Annotated in this window: 10 protein-coding genes and 1 pseudogene; 7 read left to right on the forward strand and 4 right to left on the reverse strand. The window is 73.7% G+C overall.

The window, feature by feature from the left end:
- Window positions 1-90: 90 nt before the first annotated feature.
- Together ACIRPK_RS20345 and ACIRPK_RS20350 are read left to right on the forward strand one after the other, a co-directional pair.
- Window positions 91-1650 carry an LCP family protein gene (locus tag ACIRPK_RS20345; protein WP_403040642.1) on the forward strand — a complete coding sequence of 520 codons (1560 nt, stop codon included), beginning with the start codon at window positions 91-93 and terminating at the stop codon, window positions 1648-1650.
- 34 nt (window positions 1651-1684) lie between these two features.
- Complete coding sequence (locus tag ACIRPK_RS20350) at window positions 1685-2593, forward strand: DNA-3-methyladenine glycosylase family protein (protein ID WP_403040643.1); 909 nt, start codon at window positions 1685-1687, stop codon at window positions 2591-2593.
- A gap of 439 nt (window positions 2594-3032) precedes the next feature.
- Here the strand turns inward: ACIRPK_RS20350 and ACIRPK_RS20355 are convergent, their stop codons facing one another.
- From ACIRPK_RS20355 to ACIRPK_RS20365, 3 genes are read right to left on the reverse strand one after another with little or no spacing between them, the layout of a single operon-like run.
- Window positions 3033-4322, reverse strand: coding sequence for a coenzyme F420-0:L-glutamate ligase (locus ACIRPK_RS20355; protein ID WP_403040644.1), 1290 nt, complete (start codon window positions 4320-4322; stop codon window positions 3033-3035).
- Window positions 4319-5278 carry a 2-phospho-L-lactate transferase gene (gene cofD / locus ACIRPK_RS20360; RefSeq protein WP_403040645.1) on the reverse strand — a complete coding sequence of 320 codons (960 nt, stop codon included), beginning with the start codon at window positions 5276-5278 and terminating at the stop codon, window positions 4319-4321. Before cofD ends, ACIRPK_RS20355 begins: the two co-directional genes overlap by 4 nt.
- 48 nt (window positions 5279-5326) lie before the next feature.
- Window positions 5327-5917 (reverse strand): cysteine dioxygenase, encoded by a 591-nt coding sequence (locus tag ACIRPK_RS20365; RefSeq protein ID WP_403040646.1) that lies wholly within the window; start codon window positions 5915-5917, stop codon window positions 5327-5329.
- A 674-nt stretch (window positions 5918-6591) separates the two neighbouring features.
- Between ACIRPK_RS20365 and ACIRPK_RS20370 the strand changes: the two genes are divergently transcribed.
- The 3 genes from ACIRPK_RS20370 (at window position 6592) to ACIRPK_RS20380 (ending at window position 12471) form a co-directional block, all read left to right on the forward strand.
- Entirely contained in the window at window positions 6592-6864 is a 273-nt protein-coding gene (locus tag ACIRPK_RS20370) for a WhiB family transcriptional regulator (RefSeq protein WP_145790473.1), read from the forward strand.
- A 207-nt stretch (window positions 6865-7071) separates the two neighbouring features.
- Window positions 7072-10854, forward strand: coding sequence for a glycosyltransferase (locus tag ACIRPK_RS20375; RefSeq protein WP_403040647.1), 3783 nt, complete (start codon window positions 7072-7074; stop codon window positions 10852-10854).
- A 9-nt stretch (window positions 10855-10863) separates the two neighbouring features.
- A complete protein-coding gene (locus tag ACIRPK_RS20380) occupies window positions 10864-12471 on the forward strand; it encodes a DUF5719 family protein (protein ID WP_403040648.1) in 1608 nt (535 codons plus the stop codon).
- 253 nt (window positions 12472-12724) lie between these two features.
- On the opposite strand, the gene ACIRPK_RS20385 is transcribed toward ACIRPK_RS20380, so the two are convergent.
- Window positions 12725-13174, reverse strand: a complete 450-nt coding sequence (locus ACIRPK_RS20385) for a metallopeptidase family protein (protein WP_403040649.1) — start codon at window positions 13172-13174, stop codon at window positions 12725-12727.
- Between the two features lie 100 nt (window positions 13175-13274).
- Here ACIRPK_RS20385 and ACIRPK_RS20390 point away from each other — a divergent pair, with 100 nt between their 5' ends.
- Window positions 13275-13670, forward strand: a complete 396-nt coding sequence (locus ACIRPK_RS20390; RefSeq protein ID WP_403040659.1) for a DUF3499 domain-containing protein — start codon at window positions 13275-13277, stop codon at window positions 13668-13670.
- Between the two features lie 70 nt (window positions 13671-13740).
- Window positions 13741-14291: pseudogene (manB, locus tag ACIRPK_RS20395) on the forward strand (phosphomannomutase/phosphoglucomutase); the annotation flags it as partial.

Raw genomic sequence — 14291 nt, forward strand, 5'->3', positions numbered from 1 at the left:
GTAACAGGATTCGGACCCGCGCTGTGATGTCGGGTAGGTTCCGAACAGGTGGCCTACGGGGGGCGACCGCTCGAGCAGGGGGGTCCACCGATGACCGACGTCCAGACCCGCCCACCGGGCGGCCGGGCCGAGGCCCGCCGGGCCGCCGGGCAGCGCCCCCGACGGCGCCGTTGGCTGCGGATCACCGCGCTGGCGGTCGGTCTCGTCCTGGTGGCCGGCTGCGGCGCCGGGTACTGGTACTACCAGCACCTGAACGGCAACTTCCAGGCCGGCGAGCTCAACCTCAGCGACGTGACCGGTGCCAGGACCGCGCCGAACGCCGCCGGGCAGACCCCGCTGAACATCCTGCTGATCGGCACCGACAACCGGGGCACCGCCGCCAACGTCGCCCTCGGTGGCGGGGCCGACGACGCCAACCGGCCCGGCCTGGCGGACGTCCAGATGCTGCTGCACGTCTCCGCCGACCGCAGCAACGCCTCGCTGATCAGCATTCCGCGCGACACCCTGGTGGACATCCCGGCCTGCCGCAGCGAGGACGGGAAGACCACCTACCCCGCCGTCAAGAAGAAGATGATCAACGAGGCGCTGGCCCGGGGCGGCCCGGGCTGCCTGGTCGGCACCTGGCAGGCCCTCACCCAGGTGCACGTCGACCACTACATGATGGTCGACTTCGCGGGCGTGGCGAACATGGCCACCGCGGTCGGCGGGGTGCCCGTGTGCGTCAACATGAACCTCTGGGACCGGTACCAGAAGGGCGTCGGCGGCACCGACCTCAAGCTGCCGAAGGGCGTCAGCTACATCCAGGGCGAGGACGCGCTCAAGTGGCTGCGGGTGCGGGACGCCTGGGGCGACGACATCGGCCGGACCAAGGCCCAGCACCTGTACCTCTCGGCGATGGTGCGGGAGTTGAAGGCCAAGGGCTCGCTCACCGACCCCGGCCGGCTGATGTCGCTGGCCGAGGCCGCCACCAAGTCGCTCAGCGTCGACAAGCCGCTGGCCGACATCCGCAAGCTGTACGAGCTCGGCACCGAGCTGCGCGAGGTGCCGACCGAGCGGATCACCACTCTGACCGTCCCGGTGGACGCCGCCAAGAGCGACCCGGACCGGCTGGAGCTCAGGCAGCCGGACACCGAGCAGATATGGAAGCTGCTGCTGGCCGACCGGCCGTTCGACGACAAGGGCCCGGCACCCGCCGCGGCCGCACCGAGCCCGGCGCCCACCCCCACGCCCGACCCCACCCCGGCCGTGCCGGTGGCCAAGGCCGGCGTCCAGCTCACCGTGCAGAACGCCTCCGGCGCCGAACTCCGGGCCAAGGAGATCACCGCCGCCCTGGTCCACCTCGGCTTCACCGACGCCACCGCGATCGGCGGCGGCGGCAACCGGCCGACCACCCAGCTCAGCTACCCCGCCGCCCAGGCCGCCCAGGCGCAGGCGGTCGCCGCCGCCCTCGGCCTGCCGGCCGGCGCCCTCAAGGAGTCCGGCACCGGCAGGACGCTGGCCCTGGTGATCGGCGCGGACTGGCCGACCGGCGCCACCTTCCCGGTCACCGCCGCCCCGACCCAACTCCCCAAGTCCGCCGAGGCGGTCACCGCCGACGACGACAAGTCCTGCATGACGGTCAATCCGCAGGGCCGCATCTACACCTACTGACCGGCGTATCGTGCACCCGGAGAGGTGGTGCGAGATGCCGGGCGCGGTACGACGGTGGCGGCCGGGTTTCCCGCTGGACCTCGGACGGACCCTGCTGCCGCTCCGGCGCGGCCCCGCCGACCCGGCCCACCGGACGGACCCGGAGGGCGGCGTCTGGCGCGCCTCCCGGACCCCGGGCGGGATCGGCACGCTCCGGCTGACCGCACGGGCCGGCGAGGTCGAAGGACGGGCCTGGGGCCCCGGCGCGGACTGGCTGCTTGAGCAGCTGCCCACCCTGCTCGGCGACGGTGACGACCCGTCAGGACTGGTGCTGCCGCCCGGACCGCTGCGCGAGGCCCAGCGCACCCACGCGGGCGTCCGGCTGGTCAGGACCGGGCTGGTGCTGGAGTCGCTGATCCCGGCGATCCTGGAACAGAAGGTCACCACCGGCGAGGCGTACCGCTCCTGGCGCACCCTGCTGCGCGACTTCGGCACCCCCGCACCCGGCCCGGCCCCGGGCCTGTGGGTGCCGCCGTCCGCCCGGGAGTGGGCGATGATCCCGAGCTGGGCGTGGCACCGGGCCGGCGTCGACCCCCGCCGCTCCGCCACGGTGGTCCGGGCCGCCCGGCTGGCCCCCCGGCTGGAGGAGGCCGCCGCACTCCCGCACGACGAGTCCTTCGCCCGGCTGACGGTCGTGCCCGGCATCGGGCACTGGACCGCGGCGGAGACCCTGCAGCGCAGCAACGGTGACCCCGACGCGGTCTCGGTCGGCGACTACCACCTCCCCAACCTGGTCGGCTGGGCCCTCGCGGGCCGTCCCCGTAGCGACGACGCCCAGATGCTCGCCCTCCTCGCCCCCTACCCGGGCCACCGCCACCGCCTCTGCCGCCTCCTCACCCTCACCAGCACCCCCGCCCCCCGCTACGGCCCCCGCCTCACCCCCCAGGACCACCGCCACCACTAGGCGCAGAGCGCTCGGTCGCACGACCCACGGAGCTGCACATCTGGCAGGTGCTGGGGGTCTACGGTCCAGGGGCTCGGAGGCTGCGCTGTAGGCAGGCGCTCAACGGTCGACTACCCAGGGGCTCGGAGGCTGCGCTGTAGGCAGGCGCTCAGCGGTCGACTACCCAGGGGCTCGGGGCTGCGCTGTAGGCAGGCGCTCAGCGGTCGACTACCCAGGGGCTCGGGGAACTGCGAGGAGATCTGGCGTGCGGGTCACTGCGAAAGTGCCTGACCACCCCTGTACGGATCACCTTTTCCGGGGTCGGCGTCGCAGTTCCCCGAGCCCCTGACCGTAGCTACCGAAGCACCTGCAAAAAGTCGGCGTCGCCCACGCGGCGGAGCCGCACATCAGCAGAGTCCCGAGCCCCTGACCGTAGAGCCGCGCCTGCTGCCAGAGGCGTTCAGCGGACCGTCAGGAAGGCTTCCGCCGAGCGCTCCTGGCGTTCCCTCGGGGCCTCCGCCGGCCGGCCGACCGCGACGGCGCCCATCGGGTCCCATGCGTCCGGCAGGTCGAGGACGTCCCGCACCGTGTCCCGGCAGAACATCGTCGAGGAGACCCACGCGGAGCCGTACCCCTCCCCGGTCAGCGCGACCAGCAGGTTCTGGACGGCAGCCCCGATCGCCACCGTGAACATCTCCCGCTCCGCCGCCGCCCGCCGTGCGTCGGGGTACGCGTGCGCCCCGTCCATCACCAGGCAGGGCACCACCAGGTGCGGCGCGTCCCGCAGCACGTTGCCCCGGGCGGTGCGGCGGGCCACCTTCGCGTCGTCCCAGCCGTCCAGCTCGCGCAGGTCGCGCTGCCAGGCGGCGAGCATCGCGTCCAGCAGCCGGGTCCGCACCTCGGGGCTCTCCAGCAGGACGAACCGCCAGGGCGTGGTGTGGTGCGGGGCCGGCGCGGTGACGGCGGCGGCCACCGCGCGGCGGACGGCGGCCGGGTCGACCGGCTCGGGGGTGAAGGAGCGGATGGTGCGCCGCAGCGTGACGGCCTGCCGGAGCGCCTCGGAGGTGCCCAGCCGGAACATGTCGTCGGCGGCCGGCCGGATCAGCGGGCGGACCCCTTCGCCGTCCGCCTCGGTCACCAGGTCACCCAGACCGCGCACCACGGCGACCGGTACGCCGCTGGCCTTGCCCTTCACCAGGTCACCGGCGGCGGCCAGTTCGTCGGCGGTGGCGGTGACGGTCATCGCCAGCTCGTTGCCGTGGGTGTCCCGCCGGCCCCGGTGGTCGTCCAGGACGGCCAGGCCGGCGGCGCCGATCGCCACGTCGGTCAGGCCGTTGCGCCAGGGGCGGCCGAAGGTGTCGGTGACCAGCACGGCCAGCCGACGGCCGGTCAGCTGCTGGAGGCGGGCCCGCAGGGTCCGGGCGGAGGCGTCGGGGTCGAGCGGCAGCAGCAGGACGGTGCCGGGGGCGGTGTTGGAGGCGTCCACCCCGGCCGCCGCCATCACCAGGCCGTTGCGGTTCTCGACGATCCGGGCCGGGCCGCGCCGGGCGACCACCCGGACGGTCTCGGCGTCGATCGCCGCCTCCCGGTCGGCGGCGTGCAGCAGCCGGCCCTCCGCCTTGCTGACGATCTTCGAGGTGACCAGCAGGATGTCGCCGTCCTCGAAGGTCCCGGCCTTGGCGATCAGTTCGGCCAGGTCCGCGTCGGCGGTGATCTCCGGCAGCCCCGCCACCGGCAGGACCGAGATCACGCCCGGACCTGCTCGGCCAGCTCCAGCGCGGCCCGGGCCATCGCCGCGGTGGCGGGGACGTCGGTCATCAGCAGCGGGATCGCCCGGCAGCTGATCCCGGCGGCCTCGACCGCGGCCACGGCCTCGGTGTCGGCGGTGTCCACCAGCCACCCGTCGAGCAGGTCGGCGCCGTAGTGCAGCGCCACCGCCGATGCGGTGGCCTCGACGCCGACCGCCGCCAGCACCTTGTCGGCCATGCCGCGCACCGGCGCCCCGCCGATGATCGGGGAGAGCCCGACCACGGGGGCGGCGGTGTCGCTGACGGCCTGTCGGATGCCGGGGACGGCCAGGATGGTGCCGATCGAGACCACCGGGTTGGACGGCGGCAGCAGGATCACGTCCGCCTCGGCGATCGCCGCCAGCACGCCCGGGGCGGGCTTCGCGGTGTCGGCGCCGACCGGGATGATCGCCTCGGCGGCCACGGCGGCGTGCAGCTTGACCCAGTACTCCTGGAAGTGCACCACCCGGGGGCCGGCCTCCTCGGTGATCCGGACGTGGGTCTCGACCCGGTCGTCGGTCATCGGGAGCAGCCGCACGCCGGGCTGCCAGCGGTCGCACAGCGCCTCGGTGACGGCGCTGAGCGGGTAGCCCGCGTCGAGCATCTGGGTCCGCACGATGTGGGTGGCGAAGTCCCGGTCGCCGAGGCCGAACCACTCGGGCCCGACGCCGTACGCCTTCAGTTCCTCCTTGACCGACCAGGTCTCGTCGGCCCGGCCCCAGCCCTGCTCCTCGTGGATGCCACCGCCCAGGGTGTACATCACGGTGTCCAGGTCGGGGCAGACCTTGAGACCGAAGAGGTGGATGTCGTCGCCGGTGTTGCCGATGACGGTGATCTCGTCCTGAGGGCCGGTCAGTTCACGGAGTCCGCGCAGGAAACGCGCTCCACCGATCCCGCCTGCCAGTGCCACGATGCGCATGCGCTCATCCTGCCAGGCGGGCCGGTGGGTGCGGGCCGGGGCCCGGGGTCAGTGCGCCTCGACCCGGGTCTCGGGGGCGACCGCGGCGCCGTACTGGTTCATCTCGACCAGGCCGGGCGAGTACAGGTGGATCGAGACGGCGGGCTCCAGCGAGGCGTTGACCACCTCGTGCAGGTAGCCGGCCGAAAACACCCGCTGCCCGCCCGGGCGGAGCGGGCGGCTGCCCTCGCCGGCGTGCGTGAGCGAGCGCTCGACCAGCTCGCCCTGAAGCACCGTCATGACGCCGGAGGACTGGCCGTGGTCGTGGAAGCCGCTGCTCTGGCCGGGCAGCCAGCTGAGCAGCCAGACCTCGTAGCCCGGGCCGGTCTCCAGTCGGGCGTACCAGCGGGTGAGCGCGTCGTAGCGGACCAGCGGCTCCCAGCGGGAGCGGTCGGCGGCGATCTCGCGGACCAGCTGGGCGTAGCCGGCCACCGTGCTGGGGTGGCGGGGCAGGTCGGTGCGGGCGAGGTGCGGGAAGGCCAGCGGGTCGCCGGCGATGGAGACGTCGCTCAGGCCGTCGGTCCAGCGCGGGGCCGGTACGGCGACGGTGGATTGCCTGGCGCGGTCTCGGTTGCGCTTGCGGAGGCGGGGCATTCGCATGGGAGGAATCCTCGGGGCGGCTGGTCGGCGGGGGAGTCAGCCGGACCGCGGGATTCAGGGGGGACTCTGTCGCGCGGGCGGCCTCGATGTTCCTGGGCGGCGCGCGGTGGGACGCGAGCGCCTAGATACAGCAGGAACAGAGGCGACAACAGAGCGAGCTCGCGGCAGCACGGAGCTGCGCCTGGCGGCGGCTCCGGGTGAGGGCGAACTCTGACATGCGTGCAAGGAGACCGTAGGAGTGGGGGGAGTGTCAAGCGAACTCCGGGACATTCGGGTCAGATCACTCCTGAACTACCGGATGGGGTGATAAATCACCCTCTATGTTTCGATGTGAAGATCGCCGGGAAGGCAGCCGGTGACCAGGCAACCGGGCCGATCCGTTCCGACGTCCCCCCGTTCGGGGGTGGCGGAGGCGACGGTGTGTCAGGTTGACTGCCTGTCAGGCGGTGGGTGTTTCCGGACGGTTGAGGCCCATCAGGGCGGTAAATCCTGGATGTCCGGATATGTAAACTTATCGTAGTGCCTTGGTTCCGGGGAGTGAATCCTTGGCCCAATACCAGAGCTCGGCTTGACTGGGCCAGAGTGACGCACATGTAATTTCACTCGTGTCGTTCCGCCGCTCCAGGCAACGGCAACACCACGGGGACGCCAAAGGGGCAGAGGAGGCGCGCCAGATGAGCGAGCTCTTTGAGCTGTTGATCGGTGAGGGCATCGAAGAGGACGAAGAGGAACTCGGTTGGCAGGAGCGCGCGCTGTGCGCTCAGACCGACCCCGAGTCCTTCTTCCCGGAGAAGGGCGGCTCCACCCGGGAGGCGAAGAAGGTCTGCCTCGCCTGCGAGGTCCGGTCCGAGTGCCTCGAGTACGCCCTGGCCAACGACGAGCGCTTCGGGATCTGGGGCGGCCTCTCCGAGCGGGAGCGCCGGCGGCTCAAGAAGAGCGCGGTCTGAGCCGGCCGCCGTCCGCCGGTCCCGCACCGGTTCTGTGCAGCGCCTCACCGAAGACGGTGGGGCGCTTTCGCATGTCCCCGACCATCGCAGCGCCTTCTGCACACACTCCGGGCGCAAGCCCGCCATCCGGAGCCGTTAGTGTGGTGCGCCACCTGACTTCGCCGTTCTCGGCCGTGTCCACTGAGAAGCTTGGGGCCAACGCACTCGATGACCGTCTACAGCCACCAGAGCGGCTTCTCCGCAACCCGGCCGCCCGCGTACCCGCGCCACCTGGTCACCGCCGTGATCGTCTCGCACGACGGTGCCCGCTGGCTCCCGCAGGCCCTCGCCGGGCTGCTCGGCCAGGACCGGCAGGTGCAGCGGATCCTCGCGGTGGACACCGGCTCCACCGACACCTCCCCGCAGCTGCTCCGGGACACCCTGGGCGACTGGCTGCCCGAGAGCGGGCCGCTGGTCCTCGGCCGCCGCTCCGGCTTCGGCAACGCGGTCGGCCAGGCGGTCTTCAACAGCCCCCCGCTGCGCCCCGAGGACCTCCCGTACAGCCTCGACCCGTCCGGCTACGACCCGGTCACCGGCGGCTGGGACGACTTCGGTGACCCGCTCGGTGCCGAGGACGACCTCGGCCGCGGTGGCCCGCGCGAGACCAGGCCGGTCGAGTGGCTCTGGCTGCTGCACGACGACTGCGAGCCGCAGACCGACGCACTGCGCCGGCTGCTCCAGGTCGCCGACTCCACCCCGACCGCCGCGGTGGTCGGCCCCAAGCTGCGCAGCTGGTACGACCGCCGCCAGCTGCTCGAAGTGGGCGTCACCATCGCCCGGTCCGGCCGCCGGTGGACCGGGCTGGACCGCCGCGAGCAGGACCAGGGCCAGCACGACCAGGTCCGTCCGGTGCTCGCCGTCTCCACCGCGGGCATGCTGGTCCGGCGCGACGTCTTCGAGGAGCTCGGCGGCTTCGACAAGGCGCTGCCGCTGATGCGCGACGACACCGACTTCTGCTGGCGGGTCAACGCGGCCGGCCACCGGGTGGTGGTCGCCCCCGACGCCGTGCTCCGGCACGCCGAGGCGGCCAGCCGCGAGCGCCGCGCCATCGACTGCGGCGCCGCCCACCCGCACCGGGTCGACAAGGCCGGCGCGGTCTACACCCTGCTGGCCAACTCCAAGGGCCTGCTGTTCCCGTACGTGCTGTTCCGGCTGATGCTCGGCACGCTGTTCCGGGTGCTGGTCAACGTGATCGGCAAGGACCCCAAGCAGGCTTTCGACGAACTCGCCGGACTCGGCCACGAGCTGGTCCGGCTGCCGCGCCTGCTGGCGGCCCGCAAACGCCGGGCCAGGACCAGGGCCGGCGACGCGCTGGACGACCGCACGCTCTTCCCGGCCCCCGGTGCGACCGCCCGGCTCGCCGTCGAGGGCATGATCGGCTCGCTCGGCATCGGCGGCGGCGACGACTCCGGCGCCGGCCGGCACGGCTCGGTCGAGTCGGGCCCCGGCGACGAGGACGCCGACGACCTGGTGGTCGAGCAGTTCGCGCTGCTCAAGAAGCTCGCCAAGCGCCCCGCCCCGCTGCTCTTCACCGCCCTGCTGATCTTCGCCCTGATCGCCTGCCGTGACCTGCTCGGCAGCGGCAACCTGCTCGGCGGCGCGCTGCTGCCCGCCTCCGACGGGGCGTCAGGTCTCTGGTCGATGTACGCCGACGGCTGGCACCCGGTCGGCAGCGGTTCGACCGCCACCGCGCCGCCCTACCTGGCCGTGCTCGCGGTGCTCTCCGGACTCACCTTCGGCAACGCCGACCTGGCGGTCGGCCTGCTGCTGGTGCTGGCCATCCCGCTCGCCGCGGTCAGCGCGTACCTGGTCTCCCGCCCGCTGATCGAGTCCAAGCTCGTCCGCGCCTGGGCCAGCGCCGGGTACGCCCTGCTGCCCGCCGCCACCGGCGCGCTGGCCCAGGGCCGGATCGGCACCGCCGTGCTCGCCGTCCTGCTGCCGCCGCTGGCCCGGGCCGCCGCGATCAGCGCCGGCCTCGGCATCCGCGCCGAGACCGCCGCCAAGGGCGCCCGCCCCGGCTGGCGGTCCAGCTGGATGACGGTGCTGATGCTCACCGTCTGCACCGCCTTCGTCCCGCTCACCTGGGCGATCGCGGTCCCGCTCTGCCTGGCCGCGCTCGCCTTCGCGGTGTTCCGCGGCGGGGCGTACGGCTCCGGCGGCGAGGCGCTGCGACTGCTCGGCGTACGCGTGCTGGTGATCCTCGGCGCTCCCGTACTGGTGCTCGCCCCCTGGTCGCTGCACGTGCTGGCGCACCCGTCCCGACTGCTGCTCGAAGCCGGCCTGCCCGGCCTCTCCGGCCAGGCCCCCGGCGCGCTCGGCCTGATCCTGGTGAACCCCGGCGGCGCCGGCGTCCCGCCGATCTGGCTGTCCGCCGGTGTGGTGCTCGCCGCGCTCGCGGCGCTGCTCCGGGCCGACCGCCGCCGCGCGGTGCTGGCCGCCTGGGCCGCCGCCGCGGCCGGGCTGGTCTTCACCGTGGTGGTGGCCGGCACCGCCGTCACCCCGGCCTCCGGCGGCGCCCCGGTGGCCGCCTGGGCCGGGCCCGCCACCCTGCTGACCGGTGTCGCCCTGCTGGCCGCCGCCGCGATCGGCGCCGACGGCGCCAACACCCGGGTGGCCGGCATCGCCTTCGGCTGGCGCCAGCCGGTCGCCGCCCTGGTGCTCGCCGCCGCGGTGCTCGCCCCGGTCGGCACCGCCGTCTGGTGGGCCGTCACCGGCGCCGAGGGTCCGCTCCGCCGGACCGAGACGGACCAGGTCCCCGCCTTCATCGCGGAGGAGGCCGGCACCACCGACCGCTCCCGCACCCTGGTGATCAGCGGCGACGCCCAGGCCGCCGCCGTGCACTACGCGCTGGTCCGCGGCGCCGGCCTGACCCTCGGTCAGGCCGAGGGCACCGTGGACGCCGCCGCCGACCCCAAGGGCCGGCTGACCGGCCTGGTCGGCCGCCTGCTGGCCGGCTCCGGCGGCGAGCAGGCCAAGGAACTGGCCGGTCAGGGCATCGGCTACGTCGAGGTCAAGGACCCGCTGACCCCCAAGGTCCGGGACGTCCTGGACACCACCCCCGGCCTGACCAAGCTCAGCCAGGAGAACGGCGTCGCGCTCTGGCAGGTCTCCGGTGCCCCGGCCACCCGGGCCGTGATCGTCGACCCCCAGGGCGTCGCCCAGCCGTTCCCGTCCGGCGTGCACGACATCTACCGCGAGCTCCCGGCCGGTCCGGCCGGGCGGGTCCTGCGGCTGGCCGAACAGGCCGACCCCCAGTGGACCGCGACCCTGGGCGGCACCGCCCTGGAGCCGGTCACCCTGGACGGCTGGGCGCAGGGCTTCAAGCTCCCCGCCACCGGTGGCCGACTGGACGTCACCCACGAGTCCGGCCTGCTGCACACCGGCTGGATCTGGGCCCAGCTCCTGCTCGGCGCCACCGTCCTGGTGCTCGCCCTGCCCGGCCGGCGCAACCACAACGACGACGACCTGCCCGAGGAGGTGGTGGCCGCCGCCGCGCTGGCCGCCGCCGCCCAGGCGCAGGCCCCGATCCCCGGCAGCCGCCGGGCCCGCCGGCTGGCCGAACGCGGCGAGGGCGAGGGCGACGAGACCGAGCCGGACAGCGGCGTCTACGCCGCCATCCCGCAGCAGTCCGTCACCGAACCCGCCCCGATGCCGGCCGCCCCGGCCGAGCAGTACCAGGACCCGTACCAGCAGGCCGACCCGTACACCTGGGACCAGTACGCGGTGCAGCAGCAGCCCGCCGCCCCGTACGGCTACGAGCAGCAGCCGCAGTACGGCTACGACCAGTACGCCGGATACGACCAGCAGCAGTACCAGGGGTACGAGCAGCAGCCGCCGCAGGCGCAGCAGACCGACCAACAGGTCTGGATGCCGGAGCAGCCGCAGCAGGAGCCGTACTACGACCCCAATGACCCGTACGGCCAGCCGTACCGGCCCGGATCGGGGAGCTGACCCACCGTCATGAAGAAGCCCACGCTCAAGACCACCGGCCTCAAGGCGCCCGGCCTCAAGGCGCTCGGCGGCAGCCGGACCGGCAGCTCGCTGCTGGCCGGGGCCGTCGTGCTCGGGGTGGTGTTCGGCATCGCCGAGCTGCGCCCGCCGGTGGACCCGGCCGGTGCGGTGACCGGCAGTGCGACCTCCACCCAGGTCGAACGCACCGTCAAGGTCTGCCCGCAGCCGGTCCAGGGCCTCACCGGGACCACCCAGCTCTCGCTCTTCACCCCGCCCGGCGGCAGCGCCACCGGCGGGTACGGCGCGCTGCTGGACGTCGCCCCGCGCAACCCGGCCGCCGCCCCGCCGCCCGCCGCGCCCGCGAGCCCCTCGGCGGCCCCGAGCACCAACCCCGCCGACACCGCGCCCAGCGACGCCCGGGTGGCGCTCGCCAAGGTCGGTACCCCGGTGGTCGGACCCGCCCTGAACGGTGACACCGCCCCCGGCACCATCGCGACCGGCACCGGCGGCTACGCCCCCGGCTTCGCGGTCGGCCAGACCACCACCGTGACCGACCAGCAGGGCCTCGGCCTCTCCGGCATCGACTGCACCCCCTCGGACACCAGCTTCTGGTTCTCCGGCGCCAGCACGGCGGGGGACCGGGTGGACTACGTCAGCCTGGTCAACGCCGAGTCGACCGGAGCCGTGGTCGACCTCAAGTTCTACGGCGACAAGGGCCCGATCGAGGTCGAGGCCGCCGACGGTCTGACGCTCGCCCCGGGCACCTCGCAGGCCCTCCGGCTGCCCTCGCTGATCAAGGATCAGAAGGACCTGGCCATCCACGTGGTGGCCCGCAGCGGCCGGGTCGGGGCCGGGCTGCACGCGGCCGACGGCAACAAGGGCGCCGACTGGGTGCCCGCCTCCGCCGCACCCGCCGCCACCCAGGTGATCCCCGGCCTGATGATCGGTGAGGGCAACGCCGCCCGCCTGGTGGTGGCCGCCCCGGGCGACGACGACGCCGACCTCAAGGTCCAGGTCTCCGGCAAGAACGGCTGGTTCACCCCGGCCGGGTTCGAGACCGTGCACGTCAAGGCGGGCATGGTCACCGCGGTCGACCTCGACAAGATCACCCGCGGCGAGCCCGGCGCACTCCGCCTGAGCCCGTCCGACCCGGCCCACCCGACCCCGATCGTCGCCACCGTCCGGGTCGACCGCACCCAGAACGGCAAGTCGGACGCCGCCTGGCTCACCGGTGCGACCCCGGTCACCAAGCGCGGCAGCCTCGCCGACAACCGGGGCGGCGGCGCCAGCACCGTCTTCCTGACCGCCACCGGCGAAGCCGCCACCAAGGTCAGGGTCACCAGCTCGGCCGGCAGCGCCGGCGGCACCCCCACCAGCAAGGACGTCGACATCCCGCCCGGCGCCACGGTCAGCCTGCCGGCCCCCGACCCGGCCGGCCTGAACGGCACCTTCGGCCTCACCGTCGAAACCGTCTCCGGCGGCCCCGTCGCCGCCGCCCGGATGCTCCTGCTCCCCCTCAAGGACGTCCCGATGTTCACCATCCAGTCCATCCGCGACGACCACAGCACCGTCAGCGTCCCCCATGCCGACCCCGACCCCGCAGTCCTGCTCCGCTAGGCGCCTGCGGGCTCTGCTGTCGGCAGGCGCTCAGCCGCCTACGGCGCCAGGGGCTCGGGGAACTGCGACGCCGACCCTTGCAAGGTGATCGTCGCGTGGGTGGTCAGGCACTTTCGCAGTGACCCGCACGCCAGATCTCCTCGCAGTTCCCCGAGCCCCTGGGTAGTCGACCGCTGAGCGCCTGCCAAAAGTGCAGCCCCGAGCCCCTGACCGTAGATGCCCGGGCGCCTGCCCAGGGTGCAGCCTCGGTGGGCTACTCCTCGTCGTAGCGAGGGTCGATCGCGTCCGGCGAGAGCCCCAAGAGGTCCGCGACCTGCTCGATCAGGATCTCGTGCACCAGCGCCGCCCGGTCGTCCCGACTCTTCACCCGGATCTCCACCGGCCGCCGGTACACGATGATCCGGCTCTTCCGCCCCTGGGCGGCCGCGATCACCCGCCCGAGCGGCACCGCCTCCGGCTCCGGCGCCCCCGCGTCGGCGAGCGGCACCTCCTGCACGGCGAACTCCACGTCGACCAGCTGCGGCCACCGCCGCTCCAGCCGTTCCACCGACTCGCGCACGTAGTCGTCGAACAGCTCCGACCTGGTGAGCGAGATGGGCACCTGAGGAGGCGCCAGCGGCCCTCGCAGGCCGCGGCCGTGCCGGTCCCGGTGCCGACGGCGCCGAGGTTGCTCGGCCGGTGATTGGGGTGCGGAGCTGTCCATATCAGTGTCGAGCGTAGTCCTTGAGGGCGCGGAAGTGGACCACCCCGGCCGGGCCCATGTCGGCGACACGTGACACTGGACGGGGGAGGGTCTTCGCGGCCTGGTCAGGAGTGCGGTACCGTCCACCCTCGTGAGCTCTGTACGTCGTTGTTCGCGGACCGCGTGCGGCCGACCGGCCGTGGCTACGCTGACGTACGTCTACGCGGACTCCACCGCCGTTCTCGGCCCGCTCGCGACGTACGCCGAGCCGCACTGCTACGACCTGTGCGCCGAGCACGCCGAACGCCTGACCGCCCCGCGTGGCTGGGAGGTGGTCCGGCTGGCCGCCGAGGTCGGCCCGTTGCGGCGCTCCAGCGACGATCTGGAGGCGCTGGCGAACGCGGTCCGTGAGGCCGCCCGGCCCCAGACGCCCCGTCAGTCCAGGATGTCCGAGCCGGACCCGGGCGAGGCGGGCCGCCGCGGCCACCTGCGAGTGCTCCGCTCACCCGACAACTGACCGCACCGAACCGGTCATCAGCTGCGGGTACGCTGCCCTCCTCTGAGGACCCAACAGGTGTGGAGTGGCAGTGCGGGACTTGAAGCAGCTGGTGAAGGCGTACGACGTGCGTGGTGTGGTGCCGGATCAGTGGGACGAGTCGTTGTCGTTCGCGTTGGGTGCGGCGTTCGTGCGGGTGGTGGGTGCGTCGGCGGTGGTGGTGGGGCATGACATGCGGCCGTCGTCGCCGTCCCTGTCGCGGGCGTTCGCGCTGGGTGCGGCGGCGTCGGGTGCGGACGTGGTGGAGATCGGGCTGTGCTCGACCGACCAGCTGTACTACGCGTCGGGGTCGCTGGACCTGCCCGGTGCGATGTTCACCGCCTCCCACAACCCCGCCCAGTACAACGGGATCAAGCTGTGCCGGGCGGGTGCCTCCCCGGTGGGGCAGGACAGCGGCCTGGAGGAGATCCGTGAGCTGGTGGAGTCCTGGACCGCCGCCGACGACACCGTCACGGTGCCCGCCCTGGACGTGGAGCCCGGCGCCCTCTCGGCCCAGGACACCCTCAAGGGTTACGCCTCGCACCTGCTGGGCCTGGTGGACCTGGCCGGCATCCGCCGGCTGAAGGTGGTCGTCGACGCGGG

Origin of the sequence: Kitasatospora sp. NPDC101801 (assembly GCF_044766665.1) — a bacterium.
Classification (GTDB): Bacteria; Actinomycetota; Actinomycetes; order Streptomycetales; family Streptomycetaceae; genus Kitasatospora.

Excerpts from the sequence above, each read along its gene's own strand:
- cofD (WP_403040645.1), bottom strand. The coding sequence starts at position 5,278 with ATGCGCATCGTGGCACTGGCAGGCGGGATCGGTGGAGCGCGTTTCCTG.
- ACIRPK_RS20385 (WP_403040649.1), bottom strand. The coding sequence starts at position 13,174 with ATGGACAGCTCCGCACCCCAATCACCGGCCGAGCAACCTCGGCGCCGT.
- ACIRPK_RS20375 (WP_403040647.1), top strand. The coding sequence starts at position 7,072 with ATGACCGTCTACAGCCACCAGAGCGGCTTCTCCGCAACCCGGCCGCCC.
- ACIRPK_RS20365 (WP_403040646.1), bottom strand. The coding sequence starts at position 5,917 with ATGCGAATGCCCCGCCTCCGCAAGCGCAACCGAGACCGCGCCAGGCAA.
- ACIRPK_RS20345 (WP_403040642.1), top strand. The coding sequence starts at position 91 with ATGACCGACGTCCAGACCCGCCCACCGGGCGGCCGGGCCGAGGCCCGC.
- ACIRPK_RS20350 (WP_403040643.1), top strand. The coding sequence starts at position 1,685 with ATGCCGGGCGCGGTACGACGGTGGCGGCCGGGTTTCCCGCTGGACCTC.
- ACIRPK_RS20380 (WP_403040648.1), top strand. The coding sequence starts at position 10,864 with ATGAAGAAGCCCACGCTCAAGACCACCGGCCTCAAGGCGCCCGGCCTC.
- ACIRPK_RS20370 (WP_145790473.1), top strand. The coding sequence starts at position 6,592 with ATGAGCGAGCTCTTTGAGCTGTTGATCGGTGAGGGCATCGAAGAGGAC.